Annotated in this window: 16 protein-coding genes and 3 pseudogenes; 10 read left to right on the forward strand and 9 right to left on the reverse strand. The window is 58.4% G+C overall.

Annotated elements, in window-relative coordinates; genetic code table 11:
• Window positions 1-385: 385 nt before the first annotated feature.
• Together B0G80_RS36405 and B0G80_RS36410 are read left to right on the forward strand one after the other, a co-directional pair.
• A pseudogene (locus B0G80_RS36405) lies at window positions 386-1,826 on the forward strand (IS1182 family transposase).
• 664 nt (window positions 1,827-2,490) lie between these two features.
• Window positions 2,491-3,102, forward strand: coding sequence for a hypothetical protein (locus B0G80_RS36410; protein WP_258879158.1), 612 nt, complete (start codon window positions 2,491-2,493; stop codon window positions 3,100-3,102).
• Between the two features lie 556 nt (window positions 3,103-3,658).
• Here the strand turns inward: B0G80_RS36410 and B0G80_RS36415 are convergent.
• A complete protein-coding gene (locus tag B0G80_RS36415; RefSeq protein ID WP_116122550.1) occupies window positions 3,659-3,949 on the reverse strand; it encodes a hypothetical protein in 291 nt (96 codons plus the stop codon).
• 522 nt (window positions 3,950-4,471) lie between these two features.
• On the opposite strand from B0G80_RS36415, the gene B0G80_RS36420 reads away from it, so the two are divergent.
• Window positions 4,472-5,842 carry an FAD-binding oxidoreductase gene (locus B0G80_RS36420; RefSeq protein ID WP_116122551.1) on the forward strand — a complete coding sequence of 457 codons (1,371 nt, stop codon included), beginning with the start codon at window positions 4,472-4,474 and terminating at the stop codon, window positions 5,840-5,842.
• A gap of 540 nt (window positions 5,843-6,382) precedes the next feature.
• Window positions 6,383-6,574, forward strand: coding sequence for a hypothetical protein (locus B0G80_RS36425; RefSeq protein WP_116122552.1), 192 nt, complete (start codon window positions 6,383-6,385; stop codon window positions 6,572-6,574).
• A 310-nt stretch (window positions 6,575-6,884) separates the two neighbouring features.
• Here the strand turns inward: B0G80_RS36425 and B0G80_RS36430 are convergent, their stop codons facing one another.
• Entirely contained in the window at window positions 6,885-8,024 is a 1,140-nt protein-coding gene (locus tag B0G80_RS36430; protein WP_116122553.1) for a sensor histidine kinase, read from the reverse strand.
• 599 nt (window positions 8,025-8,623) lie between these two features.
• Entirely contained in the window at window positions 8,624-8,884 is a 261-nt protein-coding gene (locus tag B0G80_RS36435) for a hypothetical protein (protein ID WP_116122554.1), read from the reverse strand.
• Between the two features lie 356 nt (window positions 8,885-9,240).
• On the opposite strand from B0G80_RS36435, the gene B0G80_RS36440 reads away from it, so the two are divergent.
• From B0G80_RS36440 to B0G80_RS36460, 5 genes are all read left to right on the forward strand, one after another.
• A complete protein-coding gene (locus B0G80_RS36440) occupies window positions 9,241-9,954 on the forward strand; it encodes a nitronate monooxygenase family protein (protein ID WP_116122555.1) in 714 nt (237 codons plus the stop codon).
• 436 nt (window positions 9,955-10,390) lie between these two features.
• The gene (locus B0G80_RS36445) at window positions 10,391-10,579 is read left to right on the forward strand and encodes a hypothetical protein (protein ID WP_116122556.1); all 189 of its coding nucleotides are present in this window, start codon (window positions 10,391-10,393) and stop codon (window positions 10,577-10,579) included.
• A gap of 596 nt (window positions 10,580-11,175) precedes the next feature.
• On the forward strand, window positions 11,176-11,991 hold the full coding sequence (locus B0G80_RS36450; protein WP_116122557.1) for an IclR family transcriptional regulator: 816 nt from the start codon (window positions 11,176-11,178) through the stop codon (window positions 11,989-11,991).
• 164 nt (window positions 11,992-12,155) lie between these two features.
• Entirely contained in the window at window positions 12,156-13,520 is a 1,365-nt protein-coding gene (locus B0G80_RS36455) for an MFS transporter (RefSeq protein WP_116122558.1), read from the forward strand.
• A complete protein-coding gene (locus B0G80_RS36460) occupies window positions 13,483-14,262 on the forward strand; it encodes a DUF4286 family protein (RefSeq protein WP_258879159.1) in 780 nt (259 codons plus the stop codon). The genes B0G80_RS36455 and B0G80_RS36460 overlap by 38 nt, the downstream gene beginning before the upstream one ends.
• A gap of 387 nt (window positions 14,263-14,649) precedes the next feature.
• On the opposite strand, the pseudogene B0G80_RS36465 reads toward B0G80_RS36460, so the two are convergent.
• Window positions 14,650-14,901 (reverse strand): annotated as a pseudogene (locus B0G80_RS36465) (lipid A biosynthesis lauroyl acyltransferase); the annotation flags it as partial.
• A 70-nt stretch (window positions 14,902-14,971) separates the two neighbouring features.
• Here B0G80_RS36465 and B0G80_RS36470 point away from each other — a divergent pair.
• Window positions 14,972-16,514 (forward strand): IS3 family transposase gene (locus tag B0G80_RS36470; RefSeq protein WP_116122559.1). Its coding sequence is split into 2 segments (ribosomal slippage): window positions 14,972-15,055 and window positions 15,057-16,514, totalling 1,542 coding nucleotides; the frame shifts between segments, so codons are not numbered across the junction.
• 638 nt (window positions 16,515-17,152) lie between these two features.
• Here B0G80_RS36470 and B0G80_RS36475 read toward each other — a convergent pair.
• From B0G80_RS36475 to B0G80_RS36500, 5 genes and pseudogenes are all read right to left on the reverse strand, one after another.
• Complete coding sequence (locus tag B0G80_RS36475; RefSeq protein ID WP_220377513.1) at window positions 17,153-17,509, reverse strand: potassium channel family protein; 357 nt, start codon at window positions 17,507-17,509, stop codon at window positions 17,153-17,155.
• 481 nt (window positions 17,510-17,990) lie between these two features.
• A pseudogene (locus tag B0G80_RS47525) lies at window positions 17,991-18,183 on the reverse strand (acyl-CoA dehydrogenase); the annotation flags it as partial.
• A 40-nt stretch (window positions 18,184-18,223) separates the two neighbouring features.
• Window positions 18,224-18,643 (reverse strand): SDR family NAD(P)-dependent oxidoreductase, encoded by a 420-nt coding sequence (locus B0G80_RS36490; protein WP_116122561.1) that lies wholly within the window; start codon window positions 18,641-18,643, stop codon window positions 18,224-18,226.
• Between the two features lie 78 nt (window positions 18,644-18,721).
• Window positions 18,722-19,489, reverse strand: a complete 768-nt coding sequence (locus B0G80_RS36495) for an SDR family oxidoreductase (protein WP_116122562.1) — start codon at window positions 19,487-19,489, stop codon at window positions 18,722-18,724.
• Between the two features lie 93 nt (window positions 19,490-19,582).
• Window positions 19,583-19,945 carry a nuclear transport factor 2 family protein gene (locus B0G80_RS36500; RefSeq protein WP_181920150.1) on the reverse strand — a complete coding sequence of 121 codons (363 nt, stop codon included), beginning with the start codon at window positions 19,943-19,945 and terminating at the stop codon, window positions 19,583-19,585.
• Between the last annotated feature and the right edge of the window lie 88 nt (window positions 19,946-20,033).

Consider the following 20,033-nt stretch of genomic DNA (forward strand, 5'->3'; position numbering starts at 1 on the left):
TCCGACATCTCAATTGGCGACTTCCTTGTTCGAGATGGCAAAGGGCCGGAGCATACCGAACTGCTGCGCCTGATCGGGACATCGGTGGAGACGCCAGCCGATAACTAGCGCTTACCTTTTACGGTTGTTCAACTCGCGTCGGTGACTGCGCAGGCCTGCTCCGTGCCAGTATGGCTTTCAACGCCGATGCTTTGCGCTGCTGGCGGTGGACGCCGACGCCGCCCCTCAAGGTAATACCGTGGTTGGACGACATCTGCCTGGGGACGCTTCAAAAAACGGAAAACAGGCACGGTAGCGACAGAACGATCTGTCGCAAATCGACCGAGGCTGTGTGAAAACACGTCGATCGCCTGTCGTTAGTCAACACGTTTTCCGATGGTGGCCCATGAAGCGATACATCGAAAGCGCGGCGCGAGAGCAAGTCGCGTTGCTGCCTGAGTCTCTCGACGATTACGTCGACGCTGATAACCCTGTACGTGTGATTGACGTATTTGTCGACGAACCTGATCTGATGAGTCTTGGCTTCGAGCGTGCTGCACCAGCTGTAACCGGTCGACCAGCATATCACCCATCGACCTTGCTCAAGCTGTACATCTATGGGTACCTGAACCGGCTTCAATCGAGTCGTCGTCTTGAGCGCGAAACACAGCGCAATCTGGAACTGATCTGGCTGACGGGCCAGTTGACCCCGGACTTCAAAACCATCGCTGACTTCCGCAAAGACAACGGCGGTGCGATCCGCAAAGTCTGCCGGGAGTTTGTAATGCTTTGCCGGCAATCGAAGCTGTTCTCGGATGCCACCGTTGCCATCGATGGAAGTAAGTTCAAAGCGGTCAACAACCGCGACAAGAACTTCACGGACCACAAGCTTAAGGCTCGCATGGAGCAACTCGAGCAAAGCATCGGCCGTTACATGGATGAACTGGATCGGGCCGATCGTGAGCCAGCGAGCCTACCGGAGGGACGCGTCCCGCACCTGAAAGAAAAGATATTGAAGATCAAGGCGCAGATGCAGAAACTCGGCGAGATCGAAACGCGCATGCGTGCAGCTCCAGACGGCCAGATCTCGCTAACTGATCCGGACGCGCGCTCAATGGCAACCAGCGGTTGTGGCACAGGAATGGTCGGCTATAACGTGCAGACCGCTGTGGATCTCAAGAACCACATGATCGTTGCGCATGAGGTCGTCAATGTCGGCCACGATCGTTCCCAGTTAGCGGCGATGGCCAACCTGGCGCGAGATGCGATTGGTGCAAATCAGCTAACCGCATTTGCTGATCGCGGTACAAGAGTGAGGAAATTCTGCGATGCGAGCAAGACGGAATCCAGACGCTGGTCCCGAAACCGCTGGCCTCAAACAGCGGAACAGCAAGGCCGAGGGTCGCTTTGATAAACGAGACTTCGTCTACATCGAATCCGACGACGAGTATCGTTGCCCGGCTGGAGAGCGAGCCAATTGGCGCTTCACGACTGTTGAGGCCGGCCTGACGATCCATAAGTACTGGCCGTCAGCGTGTCCGAAATGCCAACTGAAACCGCAGTGCACGCCGAGTCCATACCGAAGAGTCACGCGGTGGGAACATGAGAAGGTGCTTGAAGAAATGCAGTGCCGACTCGATCAGACGCCGGACGCCGCGAGGCTGAGACGACAGACGGTCGAGCACCCGTTCGGAACGCTCAAGTTCTGGATGGGCTCTGTGCACTTTCTAACCAAGACGCTGCCACGTGTTCGAACCGAGATGAGCCTTCACGTATTAGCCTACAACCTCAAGCGCGCGATGAACATTCTGGGTACGAAGGCATTGATCGAGGCGATGAGGGCCTGAGAACGCCCATCGCCGCGCCACCAATTGAAAAGCTGCGAAGTTGTTTCCTTCGATCGCGCTTTACCCCAACTTATCACCGCTACGCGCCGAACGTTTCCACACAGCCTCGACCCGTTTCGGACAATGACAGGGAGCCACGTCAACGGCAGCTTCCAAGGTACAACGGTCATCCTCGCCTATTGCTGGCCGACCTACGACGCAGTCGCAGGCATTCGCTGCACGGCGAAAGCTCATCGTTTGCAATTTGTAAATATGGCTGCCTTTTGTCGGAAATTCATCAGCCACCCTCCGAATATCGTGAAGTACAGTATTTATTTGCTATGCCACTTTAAGCTCGGCCGACTCACGAAGTCACAATTTCGCGGACTTTCGTGCACCCCATCTGCACGTGTCTGCCGACACCGGGCGAAAAAATGACTGCTTGGTGAAGCGTTTCGCCATTCATTCCATTGCCCCACGCATGGGCTTTCTCGCCTCAGGCTCGGGAAGAGGCCGTCGCACCGACGCTCTCTCGCTCCCTCATCGCTTGCTCCGCAAACCGCGGTAGCCGGGGTAGCACTGCGGCCGCTTTTATTTCCATTCGTTTGGATTGGGCGCCTATCTCGCCAGGTACTAGGCGCCTGCGCGCTGTGATGTTACGTGCCTGGTTCGGTGACAAGGAGATATGGCCGTGAAGATCAACCATTTAAGCATTTTGTCAGCAACCGCCGTTGCACTTCTCACGCTCAGTGGCGCCGCGCAGGCCGGCGGCTCCGGCGACCGCGGCGACCGCGGCGACCGCGGCGGCCTTTGCTCGAACGCAACGCTAAAGGGACCGTTTGGGTTTATCGGTCACGGAGAGATACTTGGATTGAAAGCTGCCGATGGCACGTTGCATCCGTATGCTGCCCCGTCGATCCTCGATGACGTCGCCCTGGTGACGTTCGACGGCAGGGGCACTTTTCAACGCACCGACTTTGGCATGATTGGCGGGTTGCCGAAAGGGGGGCAGACGACATTCAATCCGAACCAGATGGGCACCTACACGGTGAACTCCGATTGCACCGGCACTATGAAAATCGTCTATACCGCTGGCGGAGCCGTGCCGGCCGGCGTCGAAACTGATCTGAACATCGTCGTCGCTGACGACGGGACGCTCGTCGAATCCGTTGTCTACAGGGCCGTCACCGTGTCAGGCGTGAGCGGGGACGGCAACGTAAAGTGTCCATCGGATTGCGAGCAAGGTGTGCAAGAAAGTTTTGAAGGGAAAAAGGTCCTGGTCTACGGCTTCCGTTAGTCGAGTCCCGCATGGGCTCGCGCTCGCTAAGGCGCTTGCCATGAGTGGCGCTGAGCCCGACCTTGGGCGCAGGTTTTCGGTCCTTTAAGCCTGACGACTAGGTCATTTCGCCGACCTATCGCGATACGGCGCGCGCCGGTGCGAGTGATGCCAGCGGACACCGACGCCACCAACTTGATCATGGCTGCGCAAGGAGGCGGAGCGTCGATCACATGATGCGAGCGCAAGGCCGTTGTTGGCGGCGCAGCGGAGGTTCGAACGCCCGCGTGAAGGTCTGGTCGAACCTCCCTTGCCGGCCGACTACTGCCCAATGAAGGCGGCATACGAGGCCAGATCCTTGTCCGGCTGCGATCGGCAGCGCGCAACTGCGGGTCGTCAATCCTCTCCGAAGCAGCCGTTCAACGTTCGACATGAGTCACATGCGCAGCTTGTCCGCAACTCGCCGTTCGACGAAGAGAAAAACGGATTGCTGTATGTTGAACCGGCGAGCGGCGTGGTACTGCTGGCTCCCGGAGAGCGCTGCCGGGTTCAACGCGCTGCCAGTCGCGAGGCGAAGTTACTTCAGGTGAATGAGGACTGATCCCTCCGAGATTTTCGGCGCGGCCGCGCCCGTGTTTCCGGCGTTTTTCTCGATCCAGTCCTTCGCCTTTTCGACGCTTTCATCAATGCCTGCCTTGTCCTGGCAGACAGTAACCGAGAATCCGCCATCGCCGCTGCGTGCGAGGGTGTATCCGACAAAGCCCTTGACCGAACGCAGCAGTTCTTCGACGTCAGCCGCTCGTTTCTCCAGCAGATCGAATAACTCCTTTGCACCCTTTCCGGAATATGTCCTTATAACAGTTTGCATGATTGGATCCTCCTGTTTGATGGACCGCCGAGACGAGCACGCCGCACAAACAATGTGTGCAGCCTCCTCTCCGACCGCGTGGAGTGTGTGCAACTCATTGAGCAGGCCGCGTACCTAATATCCGCGAGCCTTACCTAGTCTAGTCACTGTGCCGCCGCAGTAAACCTGGGGGAAGCGATGGAAAATCCTGGCGCCTTCACCCAACGTCCGCAATTGGCCCCGGCATTGCCCTCCTGGCGGTCGGCCGCACCCGTGGACTAGACTAAAGAGCGGCCGCCGATGGGTCGGGTTTCATTCGACTGGTTGCTCGGTCGTCTTGCTGTCAGTGTCGTCACTCGGAAGTTCCTTCCGGCAATTGCGTCGGAGCAAGCTCGCGAACGGCTACCGGATAGGTGCATAGATGCCGATCGATCACACGCGCCCCGAGGTCGTTCTTGTCGACAGTCCGGCGGGAGGCTTCTTGGTACGGCAGCCCGTCGTCGCGCGGGCGCGCGATGGATAACCCTTCAAGGAGGCAGCGTCATGGGCGAGTTTGCGATTCAGGAATTTCGCGGGAGGCTGATCGGTCCGTCAGACAAGGACTACGACGAGGCGCGAGCGCTCTACAACGGCATGATCGATAAGCGGCCCAAGGTGATCGCTCGCTGCACCGACGCCGCCGATGTCATGGCGGCGGTCAACTACGCGCGCGATAACAAACTGCTTCTCGCAATCCGCGGAGGCGGACACAGCGGCCCCGGTTTGGGCAGTTGCGACGGTGGGCTGGTCATCGACCTGTCGCAGATGCGCAGCGTGCGCGTCGACCCAGCGAGCCGCACCGTGCGTGTCGAACCAGGCTGCACTGCAGCGGATGTCGATCACGCGACCCACGCTTTTGGCCTCGCCGTACCGCTCGGCATCGTCGGCAGCACGGGGGTCGCGGGGCTGACCTTGGGCGGAGGAACCGGCTACCTCACGCGCAAGCACGGCCTCACGGTCGATAATTTGCTCGAGGTGGATGTAGTGCTGGCCGACGGCTCTTTCGTCACCGCTAACAAGGACCAGCACGTTGATCTCTTCTGGGCGGTGCGCGGTGGCGGCGGTAACTTCGGCGTGGTCACCAGTTTTCTCTTTCAGGCCCACCAAGCCAATATGGTGTTCGCCGGCCCGATCTTCTGGGACGCCAAGGAAGCCAGGCAAGTTATGGCGATGTACCGCGACTTCATCCCACACGCTCCCGAAGAGCTTGGCCTATTTGTCGGCCTGAAAACCGTGCCTCCAGTCGATCCCTTCCCTAAGGAGCACTGGAACAAACCCGCCTGCGCCTTGATCGGCGCTTTCAACGGGCCGATCGCAGAGGGTCAGAAGCTCATGGCCTCGCTGCTCGAAAAACTGGCCGCCCCGCTGTTCAACTGGATGGGCGAGATGCCGTGGACTGCCATCAACAGTCTGTTCGACCCGTTCTTCCCTAAAGGCTTGCAGTGGTACTGGAAGGGCGACTTTGTCAAGGCGCTACCTGACGAGGCGATCGACGTGCACATCGCCAACGCGCTCAAGGCACCGACCACACTCTGCCTGATGCACCTTTACCCGATAGACGGTGCCGTTCGGCGCGTCGCCAGGGATGCCACGCCGTGGAGCGCCCGGGACGCGTCTTTTTCGATGGTTATTGCCGCGATCAGCCCCGATCCCAAGGACGCCGAGGCGCTTAAGACCTGGGGCCGTGCCTACTGGAGGGCTATCCACCCGTTCAATCTGGAAGGCGCCTATGTCAACTTCCTGGACGCCGACGAGGCGGAGAACCGAGTCGAACTAAGCTACGGCGAGAACTACGCGCGCCTTGCCTCGATCAAGGCGAAGTACGATCCCAACAACCTGTTGCGAGTCAACCAGAACATTAAACCGAAAGCGTGAAAATCTACGTGCGCGGCCTCGCGCGCCCGCGCCGCGTGGTGGTGTTCAGCGCGAACACGCGGCGGAGATTGCCGTCGTCGGTTGCCGGGTGACTTGGCTGGGCCGCGCACGTTTGAAGAGCGTCCACGTCGCGCCAACCTGATCAGGCGACGCGTGAATCAAATCGGGGCTAACCGAACTCCGCGGAGTTCACGTTCCCGGCACTCAAGGATCCTGGACCTCTCCGGTGCGTGCAAGCTACGCGAAACAGTTCTCGAGAGTCCGCTTCGGAGCAATCCTAACTGGTACGTCGACGTCCGTTCCTGGCCGAGATGGAATGGACACCCCATCTCAATCTTTCGGTCGGCGGTGCGATCATTGTCGAAACAGGTTGGCTCGATGGCTCGACGCAAAATATCGCACTTGGACGTTTGATCGGACGGCTATTAGGGCGACGCATGCATGGATGCATGCGCGGAATGTCGCTGCCTCGGGGACTTCCAGCGAGGGACCGGATCTTGCTCGCGATGTCCCTGTCCTGCTGATGGAAGGGAGCGCGTCATGATCAAGCTACTTGGCATCCTGGCTTTAGCGTTCAGTATTGCGGGTTGCGTCGCTGCCCAGCCGCCCTACTACGGCTACGGCGACCCGCCCGGCTATTATGCGCCGCGCCCCAGTGTCGGCATCGGGATCGGGGCAGGCAGTTTCGGTGGGAGTGGTTTCGGAGGCGTCGGCGTCGGTCTCGGGTTTTAGATGGGGCGATACTGCCGTCAATCATGCGTCGTCTTTGGCCAGCAGTCCGACATGAAGCACGCCACTGTCCCGGGCACAGCCTCATGCGCGACGTAGCGGGAGCGTCAGTTCATTGCGCCCAGAGATATCAGCCATGAAACCGATTCTCTCGCCGGCATCACTTCGCATTCGTCCCGTTTTTGCGCCGCGTTGGTCCCACACCGATCCAACTGCGTCATCTGGACTGAACGAATGGATGACCGCTTTCCGCACAGCAGGTGCCCGCGACGACCAATGTCGACGGGGCGCTTCGCCTCGCTGCGACGGACCCTCAACGCCCTGTTGCGATCCCGTCTGCACGCGGGAGTGACACCGAAAATGAGGTCTCTCTTTCGTCGGACCGCGCTTCGATCGTACCCTGATGGGCCGCGGCGATTTCACGGGCAATGTACAGACCCAGTCCGAGGCTACCCGCACTTTCATGGTTGCTCTGCTGGTCCGGCCCCCGCGTCAGGGGATCGAAGATGCGCGCCAGCGTCGCGCGCTCGATGGCAGGCCCGCAGTTAGTGACGTCGATACGGACATGCGTTGCATCGCCGGTCACGTCCACGCACACCGGCGTGTCCTGTGCTCCATACCTGATGGCATTGAGTACAAGATTTTGAAGCAGTTGCTGCAGGCGCTGGCCGTCCCAGACGCCCTGTGAATTGCCACTCACGTGTAGCTCGAGTTGCCTGTCAGGATGAACTGCCCGCAATTCGTCCACTTCGTCGGCAAGCACGTCCGCCAGATCGATACTGGTGGGCGTGACGTTGATGCCCAGACCAAGCTTGCTTCGGTTGAAATCGCTCAAGTCGTCAAGCAGCGCCTGCATCCGGGCCCCGCTTCGTATCAGTCGGGCGGCTGCGCCCGATACTCGCTCGCCCGCATTCAGTGCAGCCAGATACGATGCGGTCACCTGAATCGCCTGAAGCGGGCTACGCATGTCGTGCCCCAGCATGCCAAGCAGCAGGTTCCGGTTCTGCTGGACCTGCATGCTGAAAAAGGCGACCGATTCCGCAAGTGCCTGGTCGATCGCTTCATTGAAGCGAATGACGTCGTCCAGATCAGGCACCGCGGGTTCGCAGTCGTCCATCCACAAGCGAAGTACACTTGCGCGCAGTGCGCGATATTCGGCGGCGAGCTGGTTGATACTGAAGCCGGCCCGTGCCCTCAGCAGGGCATGCGTTTGTGCGGCTGTTTCGCTCGCGTCGATCGACTCGGGCGCTCGTCCCATCGATTTCTCGCGTTGGGCGTCCCTGGTTTGCGAAGTCCGCAAGTCCTTTGCCACCGCGAGCAGGATCTGCGCCGCATGGTCGCGCAACGCCAACGACTCCATGTTTGCCGCCGCCGGCAGCAGGGAGGCCGCGAACGTCTCCCACTGAGCCAGAATCGGCTCGACGTCCCGGGAGATAAAGTCAGCAAGTCGCATGTAGGCGTCTCCACTACGCAAATGGGCTGTCATCGCGGCCATCAGCGTACCGTATGTTACGCGCAAATTGGTGCCGGATTTCGCGCGACTGGCTGTCCCCGCAAACTTGATGACGCCAGCGCGATCTCGGTGCGCAGCCTGAATCCAACAACGGCCGTTCGAACCAAATACGCGACTGTCGCATGGTGGCCGGTTGCCGAAGATCGCAGTTCGAGCGCCGCGCATCCCCGGCGACCTCGGCCCGAACTTCCGGAGCCGACCCGTTCCAGCCGACCGACCAGTTTTCGCGAAGGTCTTCATGACGTATTGAAGCGGCTGTGGATGTGGGCTGTATCTGCGCTTGATCGACGACCGGTTGCGTCGCGTTGATAGGGGTTCCGCCACAGAGCGGGCCGCATAGTGCGCACCCGGCACGCAGTCCACGCAATTGATCGCGTAGCCATGGGCACGCGCCGACAGCCACAGATGCTCGATCCCTTGATTTGGTTGTTCTGGCCGGATATCGTATCCGGTCCGGGTGCGATTCCCCGGTGTGTGTTTCCTGGCCTGTCCTTCAGTTGAAGGACAGGCTATTTTTTGCGCAGCCCCGCGCTTGCCGACTATCGGCTGAACATGTCGTCAATAATGCGCTGCCCGGCGCTGAACCCCGCCATGAGAGCATCGGCGTGCGTCGCAAAGGGCCGTTGCCGTTCTTCTGTCAGGCGCACCGGTGGGGCCACCGGATGACCATTCACGTTTTTCACATACACGATCGCCACAAAGCCCTTCGGTGGCAATAAGGTAACGTTTCCAGAAATTTCCCGCATAGCCTCAAGCTCGACGGCGACCTCGAAACCTTTGTACCTGTACGTTTTTTTCATGGCATTCCCGAACTACATGCGCGGGCACAGTGTACGCTTTACTGACCGGCCCGACGGTCGGACTTATACTGAAGCACACGGCAGCCGGTAGCCGCGACACGAGCGCTCGCGACCGGACTTAAAGAGTGCAGCCGTTCGTCAGCTCCGCCACCAGGCTGGCAAGTTCGGGCCCGCACCAAGTCGCCTCGCCGAGTGGCGACTTGTTGTTCCATCAGCAGACGTCCGCCATGCGACTGTGAATGGCCGCAACTGGCCGATTGGGTGAGGTCGCCAACGGCCGCTTATTGGCACTCCAGGTTGCAAAACCTAAATCTGGCTGACTGACCGGTTTGGAGAAAGTTGTCTGACCGGAGTGGGTGTTCCTGTCATTTGGCGACCCTCGACCGTTTGCAGCAGAAATCCGCGACGCGGGCGCCGCGTTGATCTGCCAGGTGCAGTTCTTGTCGCAGATCGACGCGGCCTTGGACGCTGGCACCGCAGCGATCGTAGTACGGGGCACTGAGGCAGGGGGGCACGGAGGAAACCGTTCAACGTTTCCGTTTGTACCGGAAGCTGCCGACTACTTGAAACAACGCTCGCCCGAGACTTTGCTGGTTGCCGCCGGAGGCATAGCGGACGGGAGAGGACTGGCAGCAGCCCTGATGCTTGGTGCAGACGCGGTGGTGGTGGGGACGCGTCTGTGGGCGTCGGCCGAAGCGCTCACCCCAAAGGCGCACACTGACAAGGCCATCGGTGTGACCGGCGATTCGACCATTCGGACGAACGTGCTCGATGCGCTGCGAGGGTTTCCGTGGCCGACAGAATACTCACTTCGCTTCCTAAAGAATAAGCTGACCGACGAATGGGCTGACCGGGAAGCCGAGGCATTCCGCGCCTTTGGTACGCTGTCTGAGAAATACGCCCAGGCACGCGCGCAGAACGACCTGGGTACGGTTGCAGTCGTCTGCGGAGAGGCTGTGGGTCTGTTGGAAGACCGCCCGAGTGCTGAATCAATCGTGCAATCGATGGCAGCACAGGCGGCCGATCTCCTCCGTAACGGCAGCAAGCTCAAGTTCACCTCGCCGTCGTGATAGTGGGCGAGCTGACCCTTCACCGGGCTGACCGGCCGGCCCGACTACCAACGCTTTTGATCAAACAACTTCCGACGCCGGAAAGCGGCCAGTCGTGACGGTCCGCAGAAGGTCTGTCCACACTTGTTCTCTAACCGTAGCTGTTTCCAACTACTACCTCCAAATGGCAATCGCCGGACAGCCTTTAACGTAATTGCGATAATGGGAGATGCTGAATCGTCCGGAACGGGATTTGCCAATACATTCTCGTCGACGGTTGCCCGACGTTCGTCGCAGGCATTTGACTGCCGGGTTGCGGACGGAATCGTGGAATGACGCACGGACAATCGAGGCGGGAATGCCTCCGGGGGAGACATTACGGAAGCGACTCAGCGAACCGCCCGCAACCCTTCCGGCCTGCTAGACTGGAAGCTACCTGCAAACCATGGAGGGTGACATGGTGTCCGTCTATGTGGTGAAGACCGGTGAGCAGTTCCTCTGCACCGCCGAGGACGGCGACATCGGCATGGCATCGGCGATTGAAAATGCCACGTCCTTTCTTTCGTATGAGGACGCGGAAAAAGCGGCGAACGAGCACGCTGATCCCGGATACGAAATCGTGGCCGTCTGCGTTATCAGACACTGACGCGGAGTCCGCTGCTGGGCGCTCAGCGAGGGAGGCCACTGCCAATTTCGCTGGCGCCACGCGATATGGTGCTCCGGTTGACTGCGTCCGAAATCATCTGCGAATGGGCCTGCGTTGCGCATCGAGATTCGCACGATGCGGTCAATGCGCGCGTTGATCGCCTTCATCACGGGCTCATGGCCGCGAACGACGAACCGTCTTCCACGAACGCTCTCAGAAGCGCCGCAGGCCCTCCATAACTTATCGTAGAGAGTGGGCGCATGGAGACCCGTCACCTTGGCTATTCACCCAACACCCTACCGCCGTTTCCGTGGCGTGGTGAATACCGCCACTGGGCGGCCGCCACGGTCTGGCGCGCCTCGTGAGCACGGCGCTGTTTCGTCTCAGTGCGGCCAGGAGCCGCCTGTTGAAGGCGGTCAACGTCCGTCGGGAGATGCGCTGAGACCGGACACTGGCTACTTTCGTGACTGCTTATCCATTAATCCTCGGAAGAATTACGCCCGCCCCCGTTGAGCGATTTTGAAAAGTATTTGCATTTTGGAAACACTTTCCACTATCATCACTCTCACATCGAATGACTCAACTCGAGTAATCACATGAGCGCTATAGCGGAACGCATCCTCCGTGTACTGGAAGAGCTCGCCAGTGCGCCAGAAGGCAAAACGCTTTCAGAACTTTCCGCTAAGTTCGATTTGCCAGTTAGCGCTACTCATCGTCTTCTTGCGGACCTGGTCGAGCAGGGTTATGTGCGCAAGGACGAACGGCGCGGCGAATTTTCGCTGACCATGAAACTTCCTTCGCTGGGACTGCGATTTCTCAGCGCAGGTGGGGTCGTTGACGTCGCCCAACCCATTCTGGAACGACTTGCGGCTACTTCGGGCGAATTGGTTCGGCTTGCGATCGTCGATGGCGAGCAGTTGATTTACGTTGCCAAGGCGCAAGGCGCGCGACAAGGTATCCGCTACGACCCGGAGATGGGCCGGGCGGTGACTCTTTCATGCAGTGCAGCAGGAATGACCTGGCTGGCTGGCAAGAGCGAAGAAGATGCGATTCGGCTTGTGTCGAAACAAGGCTTTGGCATGCCGTCAGACTTTGGTCCGCTTGCGCCGACCACGTTCAAAGCTCTACTGCCAATGATCGAGCTTGCGCGCAAGAATGGCTACGCAACGACGCAAGACATGTTTCTGCCGGCAATGAGTTCTATGGCTACGCCTGTGCATTTGAGCAATGGCGAAGTGCGCGCAATCCTGATCATCGCGGGACCGATGTCACGGTTGACTGAAGAGAGAATGAAAGAGCTCGCCCCGGCGCTCATGGCGACGGCAACAGAATTGTCCGATGCAAGCGGTGTGTCACCCATGCTTAAGCAGGCGATGCAAGGCGCCAGCCGCACAGCAGGCGCTGAGCGCTAGGCCAAGGCGTCCATTGCTAGACGTTATCCGTTCGTGACTTGATGTAGTGACATGGCGAATTGAAATTCGCCAATGATTCAGATCAGATATTTAGCAGTAGAAATCAAAATCAGCGATTGACGCAAGAGCAGCACAGACTCTTTTTAAGACAGCAGGAGACACGCATGAACCATGTTTCAGAGCAACCTACCTCACATTCCATGGCGAACAGGGCGGTGAGCGCCGCCACGCTTGGCACCGCACTTGAATGGTTTGACTTTACGCTCTACGGATCAGTCGCAGCCACGGTGTTACCAAAGTTGTTCTTCCCGGCGATGGATTCGAGTTCCGCCATGCTTGCCTCGTTGGCAACTTTCAGCGTCGGACTGGCCGCGCGTCCACTCGGCGCGATCATCTGCGGATACTTTGGCGACAAGGTTGGACGTCGCAATCTCATGCTCGGTACGGTGTCGGTGATGGGTCTGACATCGGTACTGATGGGTTTGCTGCCGACGTATGCGCAGATTGGCGTTTATGCGCCCCTGCTGCTTGTCATTCTTCGCATCGTTCAGGGTTTTGCACTTGGCGGCGAATCTACTGGTGGCCAACTGATGGCGCTAGAGCATGCTCCAGCAGACCGGCGAGGTAAATACTCCGGTCTGATCGGCATGTGCGCTCCGCTGAGCCAAATCGTTGCTAACGCGGTGCTTCTGCTACTTTCTTCGACGATGAGCGCGGGTGCCTTCATCAGCTATGGCTGGCGAATTCCGTTCGTGCTGAGCTTCGTGCTGGTGTTCGTCGGCATTTACATCCGACTGCGCGTTGCGGAGACTCCGGCTTTCGTCAAGATGCAGCAGTCCGCTGTTGCCAAGGTCGGGAGCCCTTTAAGGGATGCGTTCCGCCTTCACTACAAGACGATCATTCGCATGATGCTGTTCTTCTGCGGACCGACTGCACTTTTCTATCTTGCCGTCGTGTTCACGTTGAGCTATCTGACGAATACGCTCGGCGTGCCCAAGCAGACCGGCTTCATGTTGCTGATGATCGCCAATGCCTGCGCCATCGCGGGTTCGATCTTTGGCGGCCTGCTGAGTGACCGGATTGGCCGTAAGCGCGCATTGCTGTTCGCGTCCGCCGCGACCTTCGTGATCATGCTGTTTTATTTTCAGGTCCTAGCTACTCGAAGCTTCGTACCGATGGCGATAGCTATGGGGCTTTTCATGGCATTCACGCAGGTCCAAACGGGGATTCAACCGGTCGCGTTCGCTGAGGCGTTTCCAACCAATGTTCGCTATTCCGGTTCGGCCCTCGCATTCACCGGTGCAAGCCTGTTCGCTGGTGGGCCGATTCCGGTGGTCGCCGCTTGGTTGTTACACCTTGGCAACGGTTCCCCGTGGCCGCTCGTCGCATTGGTTGGAGCACTCAACATCCTGTCGTTCTGCATGATTGCCATCGGACCAGAGACCGCAGGCATCGACATGAACCGCCTCGACTCAGCGGCCGAGATCGCCGGTGAGCATCAACGTGTCTCTGGGCAGGCCACATATTGATCTCGCGCTGTGCCTTCGCTTTGCACTGGAAGAAGCACAGCCTTTGAGCACTCGAAAGCAGATGGAGCAAACACAATTGGACAACGCAAACACTGGCCTTCTCGCGATCTGGAGCACGATCGCGGCCGAATCAGAAACTGACTACATGCACTGGCTCACCCGGGAGCACATCTTTGAACGGGTAGGCGTACCGGGTTTTCGCTCAGGGCGTGTCTTCAAGCGACGCAACAACCGGCCCTCCGAGTACATGATGCTGTACGAACTCGACAACGCAGACGTGATGGCGAGTTCTGGCTATCTGGAACGGTTGAATAACCCGACTGCGTGGACGCGCCGGATCATGCCGACGCTCGAGCAGTTTCGCCGAGGCGGCGGAACTATTCTCGCTCGGGGTGCGAACTCGGCCGGACACGGCGGTCACCTCGCCATCGCACGATTTGAAGACGCACTACCGGAATGCCTGACAGCCCAGCAAGGGCAGGCAATCGTTGATGCGCTCGCGAAAGGCGACTGGGTTGTGAACGCGCAGATCATGGCCGTGAAAAACGGGGCGACAGCCATTGCCACGCAGGAGAAGTCGATGCGGCGAAGTTCAGAAGGTGAATTCGCGGGACTACTTCTCGTGGAGTCGCTCGATAATGGCTCGCTTGACCGGGCGATGATGCAGGCGAGCAAGGCAGCCGGGACCAATCCTGATTTGTTCGAATCATACGACCTCGTCTTCGTCTGCCATTCCAGGTAGGCGACTGCGTAAGAGCATCTGATGTCTGGAATAACTCAGAGAGGGAGGCGGTCCGGCCAAGGCGAGACGTTGCATCGGATGTCCGTGAGAATGTCTGTAACGGTCATTCGGTCAATTTACGCGGCGGTGCGCTTTGGGTGGCGTGCTGCCGCTCGCGGCAAGCCGCGAGTCGATCACGTGACGGTCGGCAAGGTTCGGCCAGGTGCTGACATTCGGACCCGCACGAGTGTGGCCATTCAAGCGGCCGCTCCGCCCCTGGCAGCGGACCTTCATGCGCGAACCATGTCCGTCGCGTCGTCGGATGGCACGGCCGGTCGCATCAGCCTTTGTTTGCGGTTTCGAGAGCTTGCTTGAGCAACGTAAAAACGGGCCCGGCCCACGGCATTATCAATACACCGCAGGCATACCCGGTGGACGATGTTTGAAGCGTCGATGCACCCAGTAGTATTGGGCGGGGAATTTCAGTATCTGGGTCTCGAGAAACGCATTCATACAACGCGCGTCATCCGTGTCGCTTTTCGATGGGAAATCGCTGAGTGGGTCAAAGACGGTCAACCGATACCCTTTGAAATCCGGCAGTACTTCTGTGACGAACGGCACAACCCGCGCGCCCCCCATTCGCGCAAGTCGCGAGACGGAATGTTGATTTGCACGGAATCCTGACCCACGGGAGCTGCGGACGAAAACTTGGACTACCTGGAGGTAGTTCATGTACTCGTACGAAGACCGCATGCGAGCGGTCCGGCTTTATTTGAAGTTGGGTAAGCGCGTCGGGGCGACCATCCGACAGCTGGGGTTATCCGACCAAGAATTCTCTGAAATCGTGGCATCTCGAATACGAGCGATGTCATGATTTGCGGACCGGCTATGTTCGTTCCAGGCCGGTATATTCGGCCGAACGGAAGAAGGTGGCCGTCGATCATTACTTAGGCCAGGGCCGTTGTGCTGCTGCAACCTTGAGGGCGTTGGGATATCCCAGTCGCGGGACGCTCGCCGCCTGGATCGAAGAACTGCATCCCGAAATCGGAAAACGCATTGTCGGCAGAGCAACTGGCAGCATTCCGAAATCGCCGGCGGTGAAGCAGGCGGCAGTCATCGAACTGTGCACCAGAGAGGAAAGCGCGCGCCTGCTTGCGCAGAAAGCAGGCGTGAGCAGGCCGACGCTTTACAATTGGAAGAACCAGCTACTCGGTCGTGAAGCCCCAGCATCCATGAAACGCCAGAAGAAGCCAGCGCCTGACAGTGAGCGTGCGAAACTGGAACAGCAGCTCGAATCGCTTCGACGCGACGTCCGGCAACTGCAGCTCGAGCACGACATCCTGAAGAAGGCGAACGAACTGATAAAAAAAGGAATGGGCATCGTCCCGCAACTCCTGAGCAACCGGGAGAAGACGATGCTGGTTGATGCCCTGAAAAACACCTACACGTTGTCAGAGCTTTTAGCCGTATTGGGGCTAGCTCGCAGTTCCTACTTCTATCATCGTGCGCGTCTGCTCGTGACCGACAAGTATGCTGGCGCTCGCCGAGTCATCGCAGACATCTTTGAAGTCAATCACCGGTGTTATGGCTATCGCCGGATACGCGCTGCACTGGGCAGGCAGAAGGTCGTTATCTCGGAGAAAGTGGTGCGACGTTTGATGAGGCAGGATGGGCTGACCGCTGCCACAGCAAGACGACGTCGCTACCGCTCCTACGGCGGAGAAATAAGCCCTGCGCCGGAGAACATCATCAATCGTGACTTCCGCGCAGGAGCCCCGAACGAGAAGTGGCTCACCGACATTACCGAATTCCAGATCCCGGCCGGCAAGGTGTATCTGTCTCCGTTGATCGACTGCTTCGATGGACTGGTGGTGAGCTGGACAATCGGCACGCGGCCGGATGCCGAACTTGTAAATACCATGCTTGATGAGGGCATCAAGACGGTAGCCAACAGTAATAAACGGCCTGTGGTCCACTCTGATCGCGGGGCGCACTATCGCTGGCCTGGATGGCTCGCACGCATACGTGATGCCAAACTAGTTCGCTCGATGTCACGCAAAGGATGCTCACCCGATAACGCGGCCTGCGAAGGCTTCTTCGGGCGGCTCAAAACGGAGTGGTTCCATTCCCGTGATTGGCGGACTACGACCGTCGAGCAATTCATTGAGGTACTTGACTCCTACATACGCTGGTATAACGCGAAGCGGATCAAGGTCTCGCTAGGCGCTCTCAGCCCGCTCGAATACCGGGAGAGCCTGGGAATCGCAGCATAAACCAGTCCAAGTATTTAGCCGCACCCCCGGTGGGTCAGGATTCCGTGCAAATCAACAGATTCGAAGCCTTTCGACCATTCTTGGGTGGAGGCTGGACCATTGATCTATGACGTTGCAGTATGTTTACCGTTGGAGGGCGGCCACCCAACAGGCGGGCCGGTTTTTGCGTCACATGATTTACTGACTAGCCAATGGGTACATCACGCGTATCTTCAATCCGACACCGACTCTCTTGACTCAGTTGCCAAGCAGGTTGCTGCCTGGTCGTTGGCCAAGTATGGAGAAGAAATCTGGGTGCGAGATAGGCGCCGGCTCTGGGAAACAATCGCAATAATCGGCTCCAAAGTCGGGTTCAGGTTTGATCCCGTTGCATTGGAGATTCGCCACGGTTCAGCGCTTCGTTTTCGTGTGTCGCATCTGAACAACGGCGAATCTCATACCGGCTAGCCGGAGACGCTTGTGCCGCTTGCAGCAAGATCTCTGGATGCTTTGAATGTCCGTCTTCCGCCAAAACCATTGGCTCTTCAGGGTCGAGACGAGTTATTCGCCAATAACGAAAGTTGACACTCACCGACAGCATCCTAGGTGACGCTCGGCATGACCTTACCCCCAAACCCGAATACCTACCAGAAAACGTTTCAGAGATCTGTCGGCCCTTTTGGTTGCTTCAGGAACGAGGCCGCGATCACAGCGACGAACAGGCCAAAGAAGATGTAGCCGGCCAATGCCTCGGCGGCTGCGACCAAGCGAAGTTCTTTCGTCGGATGGTAGTCGCCGTAGCCCGTCGTCGTGAAAGTGACGATGCTGAAATAAAGCGCGGCGATCCATCGCGAAAACTCGCATGAGCTGACTACGAGCACAACTTGGACGTGGCGCGACTGTCGAACATGAAATTTCCGATGCGTGGGTGCGGACCGTTCATTCATAATGATGAACAGGATCGCCCCGCGGCGACGTTCGCTGGGACGACCACCCTCCACGCGAGCAAGTCTCACCAACCTTTCCTATTTGTTCCCACTCTGTCAAAGACACAGTAAGGCAATTTGCATAACGCCGCGCCCCACCCTCAGTGGGTCGCGAGAACATTTTCGGTGACAACGTGGTTCGCAAAAATTGATCGGTGGCACGACGGCGCAGTCGCTCGACCGTCATCACGCATCCATCTCCCTGCAATTGCCCTGCGACCTGCGACAGAGCCGTAGACCGGTCACCTCACACGTCAAAGGTATTTCATGACAGGCCTCAACGGCTCTTGGGGAAATACGCGCCACATCCCGTCTGCATGCCGAAAAAACAGTATCTCGATGACACCGGTCGCTCGCGACGCCTCGACGCGCACCGCTCTACCGCGCCTGGCATCGCCAGTCCAGAAAGGCGTGATCCGCGTTGGCTCGGCGCCATTCGAGATCAGCCAATTGTTTACTATTGCTAGTAATGAATTCGTCGATGCATCCATTAACAGCTCCGTCCACGCGCTCAGAATGAGCGAGGCAGCCCAAGAATGTGTTTTGCGACTACAACAGAATCAGGTTGTCGAAATCGGCGCAACCTGATACAGACGTGTCTCTCTGAACTTCCGCTCGACATCGTATTCGCAGGCAAAACCGAACCCGCCAAAAGTCTGAAGGCACACATTCGTTGGCGCCCATGAAGCCTTGGCTGCGAGGTAGTTCTCGGCACGGCGACGACACCTAGCGCAGACGCAGCATTCACAATCGAACCGCCGCCCGTTCCAGCATGGCTGCAATTTCGTGCTTCATGCAGAGAAACGCGCCTGTGAGATCAACGTCGACGACGCGTTGCCATTCCGCCACACCGATGTCATGAAGGGGTTTGTGACTTGGCGCAATACCGGCATTGTTGAAGGCTCCATCAAGTTTGCCGTATGCTGAGACTGTCTGTTTCACGAGCGCCGCCACGCTCGCTTCATTCGTGATGTCTGTCTTCACAAACATCGCCGTACAACCTTGCGCATAAATCTGGTGGACAGTTTCTTCGCCGTTCGTCGCATCGACGTCGGAAACGACTACGCACGCACCGGCTTGGGCGAAAATCAGGCTTGCTGCACGCCCGATTCCGCCGCCTGCGCCAGTCACGATGATTCCACGACCGTCTAGGGTTCCTTGCATGTCTAGCTCTCAGTCGGTTGGTATCATCAAAGCCTCAATCCAGAACTTCTGCCGGCCTTCCGAATGGAAAACTGAGGTTCAGACAGCTGTCCAGCCGCCGTCGACTCCCATCGAATGTCCCGTTACGAACGACGCAGCATCAGACAGCAGCCACTTCACTGCAGCGGCGACCTCTTCTGGTTGCCCTGGGCGCCCCAGCAGATGCTTCGCCTTGATCTCATCAAAGTGTTCGGCATAGGCAGGCGCGCGAAGTGCTTCCACGACGATAGGCGTCATAATGAGGCCCGGCAGTACCGCATTGACCCGGATTCCCCGCGTTCCGTAGTCGACCGCTGCTGCCTTCGTCAGGCCAATCACACCATGTTTGGCCGCGGTGTAGTCACCCGCAACGGGCATCCCCACTACGCCGAGTACCGATGCGGTGTTCACAATCGCGCCGCCACCTCGTTTGAGCATCGCTTCGATCTCGTACTTCATGCACAAGAACACGCCCGTCAGATCGACATTGATCACCCGCTGCCATTCTTCCAAGCCGATCTCATGCAGCACTTTATGACTCTGTGCGATGCCCGCGTTGTTGAAAGCGCCGTCGAGTCGTCCGCAAGTAGTGAGCACCTTCTCAACCATGCTCGCGACGCTGTCTTCGCTCGCAACGTCGGTCTTGATAAACATCGCGTCGCCGCCCTGCGCAGCGATCAGTTCTACCGTCTCTTCGCCATTCAGTTCGTCGCGGTCAGACACAACGACCCTGGCGCCAGCAGCGGCAAGCGAAAGACTGGCCGCGCGGCCGATGCCACCGCCTGCGCCCGTAACGATAATTGCCCGGCCGTCCAGTTCCTTGTCCATGACTTCCTCCATGTCTCAAATCGGGATGTAATTGCACTGCGGTGAACAGCCGTACGCCCCGTCAGCGCGGGGCGATCTCACGGCGTTAACTTGTCATTGCGGTCGATTCAGCTGTGATGCATCGACATACACGCGGTAATCCGTGATGAGGCCATGCGCGTTGATGTCCAAAACATCGACGAACGGAGCATCGAGCTTCTGGCGCAGACCATCAACGTACAGGACGCGCCCTTCGCAAATAGCCACGCCATCGAGGGACCAGAATCGTTGCGCCGTGTGTGCAATCGACGTCAGTGACTGAAGGACCGACGTCACCACGCTAACAATGGACTCACGACCATGAATCGCTTCGCCATTGCCAAAGACAAAACGCGCGTCGTCAGCGAGAAACTTTCCGAAAGCAGACATGTCCTGCCTGTCGATTGCAGAGAGCATTTCGCGAATTTTCTGTTCCATAGTTTTTCCTGTCTCCATGAAGTTATAGAAATGCGGCCGGCAACCCTGTTAAAAGATGCTTCCTGGGTCCACATGAACGACGATCGCC

The organism is Paraburkholderia sp. BL6669N2, assembly GCF_003387275.1.
Taxonomy (GTDB): domain Bacteria; phylum Pseudomonadota; class Gammaproteobacteria; order Burkholderiales; family Burkholderiaceae; genus Paraburkholderia.

Coding starts and splice junctions, on each gene's coding strand:
- B0G80_RS36500 (WP_181920150.1), bottom strand. CDS start 19,945: ATGGAACAGAAAATTCGCGAAATGCTCTCTGCAATCGACAGGCAGGAC.
- B0G80_RS36430 (WP_116122553.1), bottom strand. CDS start 8,024: ATGCGACTTGCTGACTTTATCTCCCGGGACGTCGAGCCGATTCTGGCT.
- B0G80_RS36450 (WP_116122557.1), top strand. CDS start 11,176: ATGAGCGCTATAGCGGAACGCATCCTCCGTGTACTGGAAGAGCTCGCC.
- B0G80_RS36420 (WP_116122551.1), top strand. CDS start 4,472: ATGGGCGAGTTTGCGATTCAGGAATTTCGCGGGAGGCTGATCGGTCCG.
- B0G80_RS36490 (WP_116122561.1), bottom strand. CDS start 18,643: ATGCAAGGAACCCTAGACGGTCGTGGAATCATCGTGACTGGCGCAGGC.
- B0G80_RS36415 (WP_116122550.1), bottom strand. CDS start 3,949: ATGCAAACTGTTATAAGGACATATTCCGGAAAGGGTGCAAAGGAGTTA.
- B0G80_RS36410 (WP_258879158.1), top strand. CDS start 2,491: ATGGCCGTGAAGATCAACCATTTAAGCATTTTGTCAGCAACCGCCGTT.
- B0G80_RS36425 (WP_116122552.1), top strand. CDS start 6,383: ATGATCAAGCTACTTGGCATCCTGGCTTTAGCGTTCAGTATTGCGGGT.
- B0G80_RS36455 (WP_116122558.1), top strand. CDS start 12,156: ATGAACCATGTTTCAGAGCAACCTACCTCACATTCCATGGCGAACAGG.
- B0G80_RS36445 (WP_116122556.1), top strand. CDS start 10,391: ATGGTGTCCGTCTATGTGGTGAAGACCGGTGAGCAGTTCCTCTGCACC.
- B0G80_RS36495 (WP_116122562.1), bottom strand. CDS start 19,489: ATGGACAAGGAACTGGACGGCCGGGCAATTATCGTTACGGGCGCAGGC.
- B0G80_RS36435 (WP_116122554.1), bottom strand. CDS start 8,884: ATGAAAAAAACGTACAGGTACAAAGGTTTCGAGGTCGCCGTCGAGCTT.